This window comes from Exiguobacterium sp. SH1S1, from assembly GCF_004337245.1.
GTDB classification, from domain to species: Bacteria; Bacillota; Bacilli; order Exiguobacteriales; family Exiguobacteriaceae; genus Exiguobacterium; species Exiguobacterium aurantiacum_A.
Genome location: NZ_SJUZ01000001.1, coordinates 482106 through 497253 on the forward strand (window position 1 = coordinate 482106; position 15148 = coordinate 497253).

The 15148-nt window shown below is 52.7% G+C and carries 16 protein-coding genes and 1 riboswitch; of the genes, 3 read left to right on the top strand and 13 right to left on the bottom strand.

What is annotated here, in order from left to right; all coding sequences use genetic code 11:
* Positions 1 to 8: 8 nt before the first annotated feature.
* From sufU to EVJ23_RS02520, 9 genes are all read right to left on the bottom strand, one after another.
* Positions 9 to 443 (bottom strand): Fe-S cluster assembly sulfur transfer protein SufU, encoded by a 435-nt coding sequence (gene sufU / locus EVJ23_RS02480; RefSeq protein WP_070328745.1) that lies wholly within the window; start codon positions 441 to 443, stop codon positions 9 to 11.
* Complete coding sequence (locus EVJ23_RS02485) at positions 433 to 1653, bottom strand: cysteine desulfurase (RefSeq protein WP_071397918.1); 1221 nt, start codon at positions 1651 to 1653, stop codon at positions 433 to 435. Before EVJ23_RS02485 ends, sufU begins: the two co-directional genes overlap by 11 nt.
* A 1-nt stretch (position 1654) precedes the next feature.
* Positions 1655 to 2923, bottom strand: a complete 1269-nt coding sequence (gene sufD / locus EVJ23_RS02490; protein ID WP_131463934.1) for a Fe-S cluster assembly protein SufD — start codon at positions 2921 to 2923, stop codon at positions 1655 to 1657.
* A gap of 12 nt (positions 2924 to 2935) precedes the next feature.
* Entirely contained in the window at positions 2936 to 3697 is a 762-nt protein-coding gene (gene sufC / locus EVJ23_RS02495; RefSeq protein ID WP_131443294.1) for a Fe-S cluster assembly ATPase SufC, read from the bottom strand.
* Between the two features lie 172 nt (positions 3698 to 3869).
* Entirely contained in the window at positions 3870 to 5084 is a 1215-nt protein-coding gene (locus tag EVJ23_RS02500) for an MDR family MFS transporter (RefSeq protein WP_131463936.1), read from the bottom strand.
* A 104-nt stretch (positions 5085 to 5188) separates the two neighbouring features.
* Positions 5189 to 6019, bottom strand: a complete 831-nt coding sequence (locus EVJ23_RS02505) for a MetQ/NlpA family ABC transporter substrate-binding protein (protein ID WP_070328740.1) — start codon at positions 6017 to 6019, stop codon at positions 5189 to 5191.
* Positions 6020 to 6048: 29 nt separating this feature from the next.
* A complete protein-coding gene (locus EVJ23_RS02510) occupies positions 6049 to 6711 on the bottom strand; it encodes a methionine ABC transporter permease (RefSeq protein WP_071397922.1) in 663 nt (220 codons plus the stop codon).
* Positions 6701 to 7729, bottom strand: coding sequence for a methionine ABC transporter ATP-binding protein (locus EVJ23_RS02515; protein ID WP_071397923.1), 1029 nt, complete (start codon positions 7727 to 7729; stop codon positions 6701 to 6703). The genes EVJ23_RS02510 and EVJ23_RS02515 overlap by 11 nt, the downstream gene beginning before the upstream one ends.
* A gap of 78 nt (positions 7730 to 7807) precedes the next feature.
* Positions 7808 to 7913, bottom strand: a riboswitch (SAM riboswitch).
* A 452-nt stretch (positions 7914 to 8365) separates the two neighbouring features.
* A complete protein-coding gene (locus EVJ23_RS02520; protein ID WP_131441425.1) occupies positions 8366 to 8623 on the bottom strand; it encodes a thioredoxin family protein in 258 nt (85 codons plus the stop codon).
* Between the two features lie 190 nt (positions 8624 to 8813).
* On the opposite strand from EVJ23_RS02520, the gene EVJ23_RS02525 reads away from it, so the two are divergent.
* Positions 8814 to 9869 carry a PTS sugar transporter subunit IIC gene (locus tag EVJ23_RS02525; RefSeq protein ID WP_131463938.1) on the top strand — a complete coding sequence of 352 codons (1056 nt, stop codon included), beginning with the start codon at positions 8814 to 8816 and terminating at the stop codon, positions 9867 to 9869.
* Between the two features lie 44 nt (positions 9870 to 9913).
* On the opposite strand, the gene gcvH is transcribed toward EVJ23_RS02525, so the two are convergent.
* From gcvH to EVJ23_RS02540, 3 genes are read right to left on the bottom strand one after another with little or no spacing between them, the layout of a single operon-like run.
* The gene (gene gcvH, locus EVJ23_RS02530; protein ID WP_071397925.1) at positions 9914 to 10297 is read right to left on the bottom strand and encodes a glycine cleavage system protein GcvH; all 384 of its coding nucleotides are present in this window, start codon (positions 10295 to 10297) and stop codon (positions 9914 to 9916) included.
* Between the two features lie 48 nt (positions 10298 to 10345).
* Positions 10346 to 10699 carry an arsenate reductase family protein gene (locus tag EVJ23_RS02535; protein WP_131443112.1) on the bottom strand — a complete coding sequence of 118 codons (354 nt, stop codon included), beginning with the start codon at positions 10697 to 10699 and terminating at the stop codon, positions 10346 to 10348.
* A 45-nt stretch (positions 10700 to 10744) separates the two neighbouring features.
* On the bottom strand, positions 10745 to 11473 hold the full coding sequence (locus EVJ23_RS02540) for a hypothetical protein (protein WP_236633690.1): 729 nt from the start codon (positions 11471 to 11473) through the stop codon (positions 10745 to 10747).
* A 253-nt stretch (positions 11474 to 11726) separates the two neighbouring features.
* Between EVJ23_RS02540 and tnpA the strand changes: the two genes are divergently transcribed.
* Both tnpA and EVJ23_RS02550 read left to right on the top strand, forming a co-directional pair.
* A complete protein-coding gene (tnpA, locus tag EVJ23_RS02545) occupies positions 11727 to 12125 on the top strand; it encodes an IS200/IS605 family transposase (protein WP_131463942.1) in 399 nt (132 codons plus the stop codon).
* A 4-nt stretch (positions 12126 to 12129) separates the two neighbouring features.
* Positions 12130 to 13206 carry an RNA-guided endonuclease InsQ/TnpB family protein gene (locus EVJ23_RS02550; RefSeq protein ID WP_070328733.1) on the top strand — a complete coding sequence of 359 codons (1077 nt, stop codon included), beginning with the start codon at positions 12130 to 12132 and terminating at the stop codon, positions 13204 to 13206.
* 146 nt (positions 13207 to 13352) lie between these two features.
* Here EVJ23_RS02550 and EVJ23_RS02555 read toward each other — a convergent pair whose 3' ends face one another.
* On the bottom strand, positions 13353 to 15137 hold the full coding sequence (locus EVJ23_RS02555) for an acyl-CoA dehydrogenase family protein (protein ID WP_131463944.1): 1785 nt from the start codon (positions 15135 to 15137) through the stop codon (positions 13353 to 13355).
* Positions 15138 to 15148 lie beyond the last annotated feature (11 nt).

The following is a 15148-nucleotide window of genomic DNA, read 5'->3' on the forward strand; positions in this document are numbered from 1 at the left end:
CCTTCTACTTACGCTTCCTCGTCGACTCCCTTTTCAAGCGCTTTCCACGCGAGCGTGGCGCACTTGATGCGAGCCGGAAACTTTGAGACACCAGACAACGCTTCGATGTCGCCTAGGTCGAACGTGTCTGTATCGTAGTCTTTCCCTTGGACCATCTGTGAAAAGATGTTCGCCAATTGGAGCGCTTCGTCTACAGACTTGCCTTTTACGATTTGGGTCATCATCGATGCCGAGGCGAGACTGATCGAACAGCCTTCCCCTTCGAACTTGGCATCTTTCACGATTCCGTCTTCGACTTGAAGTTGGAGTCGGAGTGAATCCCCGCACGTCGGGTTGTTCAAGTCGATCGTCACGCCATCTTCGATGACGCCACGGTTTCTTGGGTTTTTATAATGATCCATGATGACTTGTCGGTACAACATGTCGAGATTGTTAAAACTCATAATTGAAATACTCCTTCGTTTGACGTAACCCTTCGATGAAGCGATCGACTTCATCTCGTGTGTTATACAAGTAGAAGCTCGCTCGGGCAGTCGATGATTGCTTCAGGAGGCGCATGAGCGGTTGGGCACAGTGATGACCGGCCCGTACCGCGACCCCTTGCATATCCAAGACGGTCGCAAGGTCGTGGGCGTGGACGTCGTTCAAGTTGAACGTGACGAGCCCGACGCGCTCCTCAGGACCGAAGATTTCGATCCCTTCGATCGTACGCATCTGTTCGATGGCGTACGTCACGAGCGCCCGTTCGTGCGCCTCGACATTCTCGAGACCAAGGTCTTCTAAAAAGTCGATGGCGGCAGCCAAACCGACCGCACCGGCGATGATCGGCGTTCCCGCTTCAAAGCGGTACGGGATATCTTTCCACGTCGACTCATACAAGTCGACGTAATCGATCATCTCACCGCCGAACTCGACCGGCTCCATGTTTTTAAGCAGCTGTTTCTTCCCGTATAAGACACCGATCCCGGTCGGACCGAGCATCTTATGGCCAGAGAAGGCAAGGAAGTCACAATCGAGCGCTTGGACGTCAAGCTTCCGGTGCGGCGCGCTTTGCGCCGCATCGACGACCATGACCGCGCCTTTTTCGTGGGCAAGTTGCGCCACTTCCGCGATCGGGTTAATCGTGCCGAGCACGTTCGAGACGTGGCTCATGGCGACGATCTTCGTCCGGTCCGACAACACTTCCCGCACCGCGTCGAGCGTGATCCGGCCGTCTGGTGTCATTTCGACGTAACGGAGTTTCGCACCTGTGCGTTTGGCGAGCTGTTGCCATGGAATCAAGTTCGCGTGGTGTTCCATCGGTGTGAGAACGATCTCATCTCCCGCGCTGACGTTGGCGTCCCCGTAACTTGAAGCGACAAGGTTGATCGCCGTCGTCGTCCCACGCGTGAAGATGATCTCTTCCGGTACTGAGGCGTTGATGAATGAACGGACACGCTCCCGCGCCCCTTCATACGCATCCGTCGCGTGCGTGCCGAGCGTATGGACGCCACGGTGCACGTTCGAATGGATGCGGCGATAGTAATCCTCGATCGCCTCGATGACAGCAAGCGGTTTTTGGGAGCTCGCCGCGCTGTCGAGATAGACGAGCGGATGGCCGTTGATTTCCTGATCTAAAATCGGGAACTGTTTACGAATCGAGGCATCAATCATCTTAACGCACTTTCCCTTCGATGACTTCACGGAGACGGTCTTTGACCGACTCGATCGCGAGTTGCTCGACGACCGGGTTCAAGAATCCGTGAATGATTAAACGTTCTGCTTCTTTACGTGACAGACCGCGGCTCATCAAGTAGTACAACTGAATGTCGTCGACGCGTCCGACTGAAGCGGCATGGCCGGCCATAACGTCATCCTCATCGATGAGGAGGATCGGGTTGGCGTCACCCCGTGCTTTTTCAGATAACATGAGAACGCGTTCCGTTTGGACACCGTTCGACTTCGAGGCACCGTGATGAATCATCGATGTCCCGCTGAAGATCGCTGTTGCCGAGTCTTTTTGAACACCGTGGATCAAGATGAACCCTTCCGAAGACTTCCCGAAGTGGTCGGTCCGGATGTTGAAGTTTTGTTTCTGTGCGCCACGACCGATCGTGACTGCTTTCGTGTTCGAGTACGTGTTGTCTCCGACGAGATGCGTCTTCGTCTCGACGAGCGAGTTGCCGTCGTTCATATGTCCGAGTGCCCAATCAAGATGAGCGTTCTCGTAGACGACACCGCGGCGGTTCATGAACGTGAGTGCTGACTCAGCGAGCTGGTCGACTCCACCGAATACGACTTTCGCGTTCGCTCCGACGAACACTTCCGTCACGGCGTTGACCGTGTGCGGCTCATTTGTGTTCGACAAGAAACTTTCGATATACGTCACTTCACTTCCTTCATCGGCGACGACGATCGTGTGATGGTACAACGACCCGTTCGCTTGTTCCATCGTGAAGATGGCTTGAAGCGGGTCTTTCAATTGCATGTTTTTCGGGACGTACAAGAAAGCCCCACCGTTCGTGAGCGCTGCGTTCAAGGCAGACAAGCGATCTTCGTCAACCCGAACGCCTTCTGTCATGAAGTATTTCTCGACGAGGTCCGGATGTTGTTCCATCGCTTGTTGGATTCCCATGAACAAGACGCCTTCTGGCATCGTAAGTTCGTTATAGACGACATGACCGTTGCGTTCAACGAGCACGTTTGTCCGGTGGTCTCCGAGCAATGCTTCGATTTCAGGCGTCAACCCGTCAAGCTTCGCGAGCTCGACGTCTCCGCTTGTGAAATCCCATTTATCAATCTTGATTTTTTCAACTTTAGGCAAGGCGAGAGTCGGCGCAAGTTCTGCTGCTTCTTTACGTCGGTTGACCATCCATGCTGGTCCACCGAGCGCCTCTGCACGTGCCGCTACTGCTTGTGCATCTAATTCAAATTGTACGGTCATCGTACAGCCCCCTTACGCTTCTGTGTCTACTGTCATCCCAAGATCTTGCTTCACCCAGTCGTAACCTTCTGCTTCGAGTCGTTGTGCGAGCTCTTTGCCGCCCGACATGACGATTTTACCGTCGATCATGATATGGACGAAATCTGGCTCGATGTAGTTGAGGAGACGCTGATAGTGCGTGATGATCAAGCAGCCGAACTCTTCAGTGCGCATTTCGTTGACGCCTTTAGCGACGACTTTGAGCGCATCGATATCAAGACCTGAATCGATCTCATCAAGAATCGCGATGTTCGGTTTGATCATCATCATTTGAAGGATCTCGTTACGTTTTTTCTCTCCGCCCGAGAAGCCTTCGTTCAAATAGCGGTGTGCCATTTCTGAAGGGATTTCAAGAACGCCCATCTTCGAATCAAGTTCGCGGATGAATTTCATAAGTGAGATTTCTTCGCCTTCTTCGCGGCGCGAGTTGATCGCTGAGCGCAAGAAGTCGGCGTTTGTGACTCCGCTGATTTCAGCTGGATACTGCATCGCGAGGAACATGCCTGCTTGCGCACGTTCATTTACTTCCATCTCGAGGACGTCTTCTCCGTTCAAGTCGACGCTCCCTCCTGTCACTTCGTACAATGGATGACCCATGAGGGCAGATGCGAGTGTTGATTTACCAGTCCCGTTAGGACCCATGATGGCGTGAATTTCGCCACCTTTAATTTCAAGATTAAGACCTTTGACGATCTCTTTTCCTTCGATTGAGACGCGGAGGTCATCAATTTTCATGTGTGGTACGTTAGACATTCGGATACCCCTTCCGTTTTCTCGCCATTTTTGGCGTAGATTAGATATATTCTAATCTTAATCTAGGCAATTTTTTATTTCAAGCGACTCACCTTATATTTCATTCTCAATAAAACATAAATGTTGAGAATGAGAATATCGGGAAATCAAGACATTATCCAACATTTTCCTCGACTTGAACCGAATTCGCTTGTTTTTCCCGTAGCGCGCCGGTGAAGAAGAAGGCGCCACACGCGGTCAGAACGGCTAGGCTCCCAAATACAGGGAGCGACGCGTTGTCGAAGCCGTCGAGCAGCAGTCCGCCGATGACCGGCCCGATCGATTGACCGAGTGCCGTCAACCCCATCGCCCCGAAATACGTGCCGCGCAAATGTTCCGGTGCCAAATCGTCTGTCAACACGTCCGTCATCGTGAACATGAGCACTTCCCCGACCGTGAAGATGACCATCGCGACGAATAGTACCCACACCTCGGCAGCGAAGCCGATTAACAACAGCCCAATCGAGAGCGTCGCGATCCCAAAGAACAGCGACTTGATTGGCGAGACGCGAATACCGAACCGCATGATCGGATACTGCACGATGAGCACGGTGATCGCGTTGACCGTCAACAGATAAGCGAATAGGCGCGACCCGTCACTAAATCCGTCGTGAAACGCGATGAACTGCGGCAACGTCGAATTGAATTGACTGTAGCCGATGATGGCGAAGATCATGCCGATGATGACGAAGCGGAACGTCTTGTCTTCTTTTAACACGCGGAACGTCTCCGTCAGGCGCGGCCGCACTTTGACGCCGTCCCCTTCTTCAAACGGATACTTCCGGAACAACGTCGAGATAACGAGGCCGTAAAGGACATAGACGGCGGTCACGACGAAGAATGCGCTCTTCGCTCCCGTAAGTGACAAGACGACCGCAAGCAGCGGTCCGATCGCCGCAGCGATGTTGATCATGAAGTAGCGCACGTTATAGACGATGACACGCTGGTCGGGTTGCGTCGTGTCGCTGATCAAGGCCCGAGACGCTGGTTCAAGGAATGAACGTGAAACGCCCATCAATACCGAAAATATGTAAAACCAAACGAGCTCCGTTGCGAGTGCGAAACCTGTGAACGTCAAGGCGTTCAAACCGATACCTATCAACATCAGCTGTTTGCGCCCGTAGCGGTCAGACAGCGTCCCCCCAAAAAAGCTCATAAATAGACCGGATAATGCCGACGTCGCGAACACCGTCCCGATCACGCTCGCCGAGAAACCGAGCGTCGCGAGATAAATCGCAAAAAACGGCATGACAAAAAACGTCGACAGCCGTGCAAAAAATGTACCGAACAAGACGCCAAGCGTCAGCGGATGAATGTGTCGTATGCTCACCCGGATCCCCCCTTTTTCTACATATAAATAGTTTACTTCTATTATTGAAGCAAAACCACTGCAAACAAAAAAGGCCCGGGATGTCCCGAGCCTAAAATCAATCATTATTTAACCGGTACGACCGCACCTTTGTACTCATCCAAGATCCACTGTTGTGTCTCTTCTGATGTCAATACTTCAAGGAGTGCCTTGACGCGCTCATCGTCTTCGTCGCCTTCACGCGTGACGATCAAGTTGACGTACGGTGAGTCTTCGCCTTCAAGAGCGATTGCGTCTTCGAGCGGGTTGAGGCCGGCATCAATCGCGTAGTTCGTGTTGATGAGGACGGCATCGCCTTCACCGTTGTTGAACGCTTGCGGGAGAAGTGCCGCTTCGACGTCCGTCTTGAACTCCAAGTTTTTCGGGTTGTCGACGATGTCAGCGACTGTCGCGTCTGTCGTCTTGCCGTCAGCGAGCGTGAGCAAGCCTTCTGTTTGAAGCATCGTCAAGATTCGTCCGTGGTCAGCGACCGACGAGCTCATGATGATTTCAGCGCCGTCCGGAAGCTCATCGAGTGATTTGTAGTCTTGTGAGTAGACACCGATCGGCTCGATGTGGACGCCGCCGGCTGAAGCGAATTTATAGTCTTTGTTCTCAGCCATTTGTGACTCGAGGTACGGCTCGTGTTGGAAGTAGTTCGCGTCGAGTTCGCCAGCTGCGAGCGTCTTGTTCGGGAGCACGTAGTCTTGGAACTTCTTGATTTCAAGCGTGTAGCCTTTTTCTTCATATTCGTCTTGGACGTGCTCTAAAATCTCGGCGTGTGGTACGTTCGACGCGCCGATGATGAGCGTCTTGTCGTCGCCCGAGCCTGATTCTGAGTCCCCGCCGCCACATGCCGCGAGAATTGTGAGTGCTGATGCTGCTGTCAATCCGAGTACTGTTTTCCATGATTTCATTATAAAACCCTCCATATGATTGTATTTGATTAAGCTGATCGCTTATCGATTTTTGAGACGAGTCGATCGCCGATAAACTGAACGACGAAGACGATGACTAAGATCAATACGGTCGCGACGAACGTGACGTCGCTTTGTGAACGTTGGAACCCTTCGAGGAACGCCAAGTTCCCGAGACCACCACCCCCGACGACTCCGGCCATGGCCGTGTAACCGACGATGGCGACGATCGTCACCGTGATGCCTGACACGATGGCCGGGAGTGCTTCCGGGAACAACACTTTATAGACGATCTGCCATTTCGTCGCGCCCATCGACTCGGCCGCCTCGATGACACCGCGATCGACTTCGCGGAGTGCGAGCTCGACCATCCGTGCATAAAACGGGGCCGCACCGATGATGAGCGCCGGGAGCGCCGCCGTCGAACCGAGCATCGTTCCGACGAGAAGGAGCGTGAACGGAATGAGCAAGATGATCAAAATAATGAACGGGATCGAGCGGAACACGTTGACGACCGCACTGATGATCGTGTAAATCGGACGATTCTTCATCATGAGCGGTTCGTTCGTGACATATAAGAGCATGCCGAGGGCGAGACCGATGACGAATGTCGCGGCTCCTGCGACGAGCGTCATATAGAGCGTCTCCCACGTCTGTTCGAGCATGACTTGCCAATCTACATTAGGAAACATCGCTTTCTACCTCCACTTCCACTGCCTGCGATCGGATTGAGGCGATGGCCCGCTCGACTTCAGCCGGCTCTCCGATCAATTGGATGAATAGCGTTCCGAGCGCGCCGACTTGCGACTGCGTCACGTTACCGCCGATGATGTTGAAGCCGATGTCGTGCTGTTTCAACACTTCCGATAAAATCGGCTGTTCGGCCGTCTCGTTCAAGAACTTGAGTTTGACGATTTGGCCACTCGGATAACGTGCTTTCAAATGCTCGAACGTGAGCGACATGTCGTCGACGGCACCGATCTGTTTGACGAACTCTTTCGTGATCGGCTGTTCCGGATGTTGGAACACGTCCGCGACTTGGCCGGTCTCGACGACTTTCCCTGCCTCCATGACGGCGACGCGATGACAGATTTTTTGGATGACGTGCATCTCATGGGTGATGAGGACGATCGTCAGTCCGAGTTTCTTATTGATGCTGACGAGCAGTTCGAGAATCGAATCGGTCGTCTTCGGGTCGAGTGCGCTCGTCGCTTCATCGCAGAGGAGCACGTCTGGATTTGTAGCGAGCGCGCGGGCAATCCCGACTCGCTGTTTTTGACCGCCCGATAGTTGCGACGGATAGCTGTCTTCACGTCCGGCGAGACCGACGAGATCGACGAGCTCTTGGACGCGGCGTTTACGTTCACTGGCCGGTACCCCGATCAGTTCGAGCGGGAAGCTGATGTTCTCAGCGACCGTGCGCGACCATAATAAGTTGAAGTGTTGGAATACCATCGAGACGTTTTTGCGCACCCCGCGCAGTTCTTTCGGAGTGAGCTTCGTCAGCTCGCTCCCTGCGACGACGATTTCACCGCTTGACGGTGACTCGAGTCGGTTGAGCAGACGGATGAGCGTCGACTTCCCCGCCCCTGAATATCCGATTATTCCAAAAATTTCGCCGCTCTCGATTGTGAGCGACACATCATCAACCGCCTGGACTCGACCGTTCTTCGTGTCGAACCATTTGGCCACATTACGTAATTGAATCAATACCTTTCCCTCCTGACAACAAAAAAAGTACACACGTTTGAGCAAACGTGCGTACTTTATCGGTACGGACAACGATTGCTCTCATCTTCCAAGGTTCTCACCTTGCTGGAATTAGCACCATTTCGGATTGCTCCGCGGTTGCTGGGCGTCATAGGGCCAGTCCCTCAGCCTCTCTTGATAAGAGTGTTGTTTATTCGATTAGCTTTATAATAGCGACACATTATTTTCATGTCAAACTATTTTGTGCGAAAAATCAAAAAAAGGTGCCATCCGAGGATGACACAGAACGTAGCACCTTGAGTCACGGAAGGACAACCCATAGATGAAACTCTTTTGCCCGATCAGAGTGTTCATCCTTATATGGGGGATTCAAGCCATCCATCACTCGGCCTTAGAACGTACCATGCGGTTACGCGGTAGGTGTCCCTGCGCTTGATTTTTTTGGGGGACAATCGAAGGGAAGGTCCACCTAAAAGTCGCGTAAAGTGATGCACCGGCTGTTCTAAAACGTCTTGATGGCTGGAGAATCTCGTCCTATATTGTGTTCAAGTAAGATGTTGTAATGAATATACCATTCGTGAACTTTCTGTGTCAACTGATTATTTAAAATTTTCTGATTATTCTAATCATCCTATCTCATTTAACGAAAGATAGGACGTGTTGCACGTTTTGGAACGCATATAATCGGTCTTCGACTTGGCCGTCTTTAAGCTTTAACAGCGCCGGGACGCTCATGACTTGATACGCTTCTAACTCTTGCGGGATAAAGTTGGCGTCCTGCTTGTCAATCGCGAGTGTCGGGTCGACCGCTTCGACGACGGCGAGCATCCGCTCGGCCACAGCGCATGTTCCACACATCGGGGCGTATATATATAACAATCCGTCTGTAATCATTGTTCTCACCTCTTTTATAAGTATATGAATGTGAGCCGATCTGTTCAAAAGTTGTGCTCACCCCACGAATTTTCTGAATCGTTCAACATTTCCTGTTGACGCTTCACGAAAAGAGGCATAGTATGGTCATTAACTTTAACGCTTTCGTACATAACAGCGTATACGTAGAAAAGGACAGGTGAATCGACTCATGACGGAACAAACGAAACTGACAGGCAAACAATTTTTGATGAACGTATTGAACGGACTCAGTCTCGCTATTTTAATCGCCCTCATCCCGAGCGCATTGCTCGGTGAATTAACGAAAGCCATCTTACCGTATTTTCCGTCTTTACAGTTCATCTTAGACGCGACGACGATCGCGATGCGCCTCTTACCCGTCATCATCGGTGTAGCCGTCGCCATGCAGTTCGGACGTTCTGCGCTCGAGGCCGGCACGATCGGCATTGCGACCCAGGTCGGGAGCGGCGCTATCCGTATCGAGGAAGGCGCGTTCCTCATGGCGGGAATCGGCGACGTCATCACGGCCGGTGTGACCGCCGCCCTCGCGACATATATGGTCATTCAGCTGTCGCCACGCTTAAAGACGTACACCGTCCTCGTTTTACCGATGACGGTCATCGTCATCGCCGGCGGAATCGGCATGTTCTTACTCACGTACATCTCACAGATCACGACGTACATCGGCACCGTCATCATGACGATGACTGAACTCCAACCGATCGTGATGGGCATGTTGATCGCGATGGCGTTCTCGCTCATCATCGTCTCCCCGATCTCGACAGTCGGGATCGCGACGGCGATCAGTCTGTCCGGTGTTGCCGCCGGGGCCGCTAACCTCGGCGTCGTCGCAGCCGGTTTTGGTCTCGCTATCGCCGGGTGGCAGATGAACGCGACCGGGACGTCGCTCGCTCACTTCCTCGGCTCACCGAAAATTCAAATGGCGAACTTCGTCCGTCGTCCGATCATGATGCTCCCTGTGCTCGCGAACGCGGCCATTCTCGGGGCGCTCGCCGGTATCCTTCGTATCGAAGGAACACCGATCAGTGCCGGATTCGGTGTCTCTGGACTGATTGGACCTGTCAACGCCCTGCACTTGATGCCAGGCGGATTCGCGCTCTGGAACGTCATGCTCGTCATCGTCTTGTTCGGCCTCATTCCGGTGACGCTCGGGATTGTCTTCTATCGCCTGTTCAACCGGACATCACTCATCCAGCCTGAACATTACCGCCTCGACTTCGACTAAATCAAAAAATCCCGGCTTCTCATAAAGAGAAACCGGGATTTTTGTTAGCCTTGAATCATCGTTTCATATTCTTCTGCCGACATGAGTTTGTCGACGTCCGTTGAATCGTTTAACTCGACTTCGATCATCCATGCGCCTTCGAACGGTGCTTCGTTGACAAGTTCCGGCGAATCCGCGAGTGATTCATTCACCGCCGTGATTTTTCCAGAGATCGGTGCGTACAGTTCGGACACCGTCTTGACCGATTCGACCGAACCGAACGGCTCGTCGAGCAAAATCGTGCCGCCGACTTCAGGAAGTTCCACAAACACGATGTCCCCTAGTTCGCTTTGTGCGAAATCCGTGATCCCGATGCGGGCAACGCTTCCGTTCACTTCAACCCATTCGTGTTCTTTTGAATAACGTAGATTTGCAGGTACTTTGCTCATCTTGACTTCCCCCTCAAATAAATTAGACTCACATGTGTATTATAGCACTTAGCCCCAAACGTCTGTAAATGACTTTTCTGAAAAACCGACCGTCGATTTTTGACCGTCAGTGACGATTGGACGCTTTAAAAGCATACCATTGCTGACTAAAAGCTCGATTTGTTCGTCTTCTGACAAATTCGGGAGCTTATCTTTAATACCTTCGTTACGATACACTTGCCCGCTCGTATTGAAAAACTTTTTGAGCGGTAATCCTGACTGTTGCCAGATCGACGTGAGTTCATCTTTTGACGGTGTCGCCTCGACGATATGAACGTATGTATACGCGACGTCGTTCTCCTTCAACCATTTCTCTGCCTTCTTACACGTACTGCATGGCGGATAGCCATATAGTGTCACCATATTTATCACCTCTTGTTTTACTGTAGCATACTCCATTCCCGCAAATCACGCCTCGAGCAAGCGTGCGATTTCTCGCTTCAGCGTCGCGTTGACCGGGTGACGCGCTTCGATATAGCGCAGCATCGCCGCGGCCGCTTCGACCGACTTGCCGTAACCTGGCAGCCACTCGTCGAGCCCGGCGACGAGCTCCGGGTGCCGTATCTCGACCCGGCGCGTCGGATTGAACGGGTCGCCCGTCTCTCCATGTGCTTTCAACACGTTGTTGACGGCCGCGACTTGGATGAGTTCGAAGCCGGCGAGCTTCTCTCCGCGTCGTTCACGGAGCAGACCGACGTACAGGTTCGTCAGCGCCTCTTCGTAGCAATACGCTGCGTCTCGGACGTCCGTGACGAGCTTAGGCGTCGCAAACGATTCGAGCGCTTCATCCCGTTTCCAGACGATCCGTCCCGGAGTGTAGGCAATGTGTGGCATCTCAGGCAAATCGAAGACGGCGAACTCGGCATAAATACCGTCCGCATACATGACTTTATGGCCGTCTTTCGTGTTTTGGAACTGGTAAGCGATCGGTTCAACCTCGAGCCAGTCCAAGTTGTCGATGAAGCGGGCTTTTCGTCCGTCTTCGACGATCAAAAAGAAATCGAGGTCGGAGTAATCGTCGAGCCGCTCGGTCTCGAGGCCAATCGAACCGAGGGCGAGCAGCATCAGCGCCCCTTCTTGTTTCGCGACCAAACGCCCGATTCGTTCCATTCGTTCCAACAGTTGATCTCGTCTCATAAACATTCCTCCTTTTCCTCATTGTACGTTCTGATCAAACGAAAAAGAAAGGGCTGACCGCGTCCGGCCACCCCTCCCTGTTCGAGAAATTTTTATTACAGAATTTGCGAACGAGAAAGCCCACTCCTTTAGTGGTGGGATGAACGTGAGCTTGATTTCGGAGTCCCGTTAGTCGGAATTTCAGAAATCAACAAGCAGAATCTTATCCCGATAAAATGTATCACTCTAATAAATCTAATGATACAATGGACGTATGAACAACTACAGAAGAACCAAAACCACCGTATCGATGATCCATTATCATTTCGTGTTCTGCCCGAGGTATCGCCGAAAACTATTTGATGACGATACGTTCGAGCAACGATTCAAAGAGATCGTCCGTGATGTCTGCGAAGAGCTCGACATTCGACTCATCGCCATCGAGTGCGATCGGGACCACACACATCTATTCTTGTCGGCGTTGCCATCCCTCAGCCCGTCTGACATCATGGCGCGCATCAAAGGCGTCTCGTCGAAGCGACTACGAGAGGAATTTCCCCATCTCACACATCTCACAAGCCTTTGGACGAGATCCTTCTTCGTCTCGACGGCCGGAAATGTTTCCAGCGAGACCATCAAGCGTTATGTCGAGGAACAAAAGACAAGGAGGTGACACCGTGTCGCAGACATTGACGGTGAACATCAAACTTCATCCGACAAAAGAGCAACAATCGATCTTAGAGCGGATGATGCGCACCTACATCGGCACGACGAACCAGCTCGTCTCGGACATGGTGCAGGCTCGAGAAAACTTAAAGCTGACGAGCAAAAACGTGAGTTCCGATCTGCCGAGCGCCGTCAAGAATCAGGCCATCCAGGATGCGAAGAGCATGTTCAAAAAGGCGAAGAAGAAGGGCTTCCAGGTCGTCCCTGTCCTCAAGAAGCCGTACTGCACCTGGAACAACCAAAACTACTCGTTCGACTTCGAGTCGATCTCCTTCCCGGTCATGATCGACGGAAAGGTCAAGAAGACGGCGATCCGCGCCGAGATGGTCGACCCGGACAACCGGAACGCCACGCTCCTCGCCAACAAGCTCGGGACGCTCCGCATCATCAAGAAGTCGAACAAGTGGATCGCCCAGATCGCCGTCACGATCCCCACGACGGAGAAGGGGGGCACCAACGTGCTCGGGGTCGACCTCGGCCTGAAAGTCCCCGCCGTCGCATCGACAGATCGTGACAAGGCGCGGTTCTTCGGGAACGGGCGTGAGAACAAGTATATGAAGCGCAAGTTTCGTGCGAAACGGAAAGAGCTCGGTCAACAGAAGAAACTGGATGCGATCAAGAAGCTGAACAACAAAGAACAGCGCTGGATGAAAGACAAAGATCACAAGGTGAGCCGTGAGATCGTCGACTTCGCGAAAGAGAACAAGATTTCTGTCATCCGCCTCGAAAGATTGGCGAACATCCGACAGACGGCAAGAACAAGCCGTAAACACAACAAGAACCTGCACACCTGGTCGTTCTATCGCTTGGCACTATTCATCACGTACAAGGCAAAGCTCGAAGGCATCAAGGTCGAATCTGTCAATCCGGCCTACACCTCCCAGACATGCCCTTCTTGTGGAGCAAAAAATAAAGCGAAAGACCGAACATATTCCTGTCCGTGCGGATTCAAAAAACACAGAGATCTAGTCGGTGCGATGAATATCCGATACGCACCTGTGGTCGATGGTAACAGTCGACCAGCCTGAGAACCTATACGGTCTGTCTCAGGAGGGGTGATGGCACACCCTCATCTGAAGGCTTGAACAAAACAGAAATGGACTGCGTTCGCACAAGCACTTCAGAATCCCACTCATACCGAAGGGGTGAGCTTGCGGCTTTAGCCGTGGGAGTGTCAAACGATGAACTTGTTCGCTTTGATGAGACTCGCTGCGACTTCGCGCTTCGTACCGATGACGTTGATTGGCTGATAGCGGCTGAACTTCTTCATCGCCGAGAGCAACATCCGTTGCTCGTCGCCTGACGCTGCCGCGTACAACACTTCTTTCGCCATGAGCTCGACTTGCTTGAACACTTGCTCGGCGAAGATTTCCGTGTAACGTACTTTTTGTTGGTTCTTATCGATACCAGTCCGCGCAATCGCTTTATCCGTCCGCGCAATCGCCGCTTCGAGCGCATAGATGGCGCTGATGATGTCGGCGATCTTGGCGAGGATTTCTTGCTCGTTTTGGAGGTTCTGCTGATATTTCTGGACGGCTGTCCCGGCGATCATCAAGTTGATCTTCTTCATGTTCGATAGAAGCATCTTCTCGCGCGCGAGCGGTGAACCGTCGAGCTCTTGCGGCATGTAGCTCATGAGCTCTTTTTGGAGCTTCTGTGCTTCGGCGAGGAGCGGCAAGTCGCCTTTCATCGCTTTCTTGAGGAGCGTGCCCGGGACGATCAAGCGGTTGATCTCGTTCGTTCCTTCGAAGATCCGGTTGATCCGTGAGTCACGGTACAAGTTTTCGACCTCGTACTCGGTCATGAAGCCGTAGCCGCCGTGGATTTGAACGGCTTCGTCGACGACGTAGTCGAACGTCTCAGATGCGAACACTTTGTTGAGTGAGCATTCGATCGCATACTCCGCGATTGATTGGGCGACTTTCGAGCCGTCGCGCATGTTCTCGTCACCGAGAGCGTCAAGGCTGTCTTGGAACAACCCGCCTGTCCGGTAGACCGAGCTTTCCATCGCGTAAATGTTCGCCGCCATCGTCGCCAATTTTTCTTGGATGAGCGGGAACTGGCTGATCGGCGTCTTGAACTGCTTGCGTTCGTTCGCATATTGGACCGAGAGATCGAACGCACGTTTCGATGAACCGACCGCTCCGACCGCGAGTTTGTAACGACCGACGTTCAAGATGTTGAAGGCGATGACGTGCCCTTTACCGACTTCACCTAACAGGTTATCGACCGGGACTTCGACGTCTTGTAAAATGAGCGTCCGCGTCGACGAGCCTTTAATGCCCATCTTCTGCTCTTCGGCACCTGTCGAGACGCCGTTGTAGTCGCGTTCGACGATGAAGGCGCTGAACTTGTCGCCGTCAATTTTTGCGTAGACAACGAACACGTTGGCGAAGCCTGCATTCGTGATCCATTGTTTCTCACCGTTCAAGACGTAGTGCGTCCCGGCCTCGTTCAAGACGGCCGTCGACTTCGCACCGAGTGCGTCCGATCCTGAGCCTGGCTCTGTGAGCGCGTACGCTGCGATCCATTCGCCCGTCGCGAGCTTCGGCAAGTACTTATGCTTTTGCTCTTCTGTCCCGAAGAAGACGATCGGAAGCGTCCCGATCCCGACGTGGGCGCCGTAACTGAGGGCGAACGAACGGGCTTTGGCGAACCGTTCCGTGATGATCGATGACGAGATCTTGTCGAGCTGATAACCGCCGTACTCTTCAGGCACATCGGCACCGAGCAGACCGAGCTCGCCCGCTTCTTTCAACAGTTCGACCGAGAGATCGAACTCATGTTTTTCGATGCGTCCAAGTACCGGCATGACACGGTCGTCGACGAAACTCGACGTCGTGTCCCCGATCATCTTATGCTCGTCTGAAAAGTCTTCCGGTGTGAAGAGACGATCCGCGTCGAGTGCGTCAATGACAAAGCTACCGCCTTTAATCAATTCGTGTTCTGTACGTTCCATAGTCATTTCCC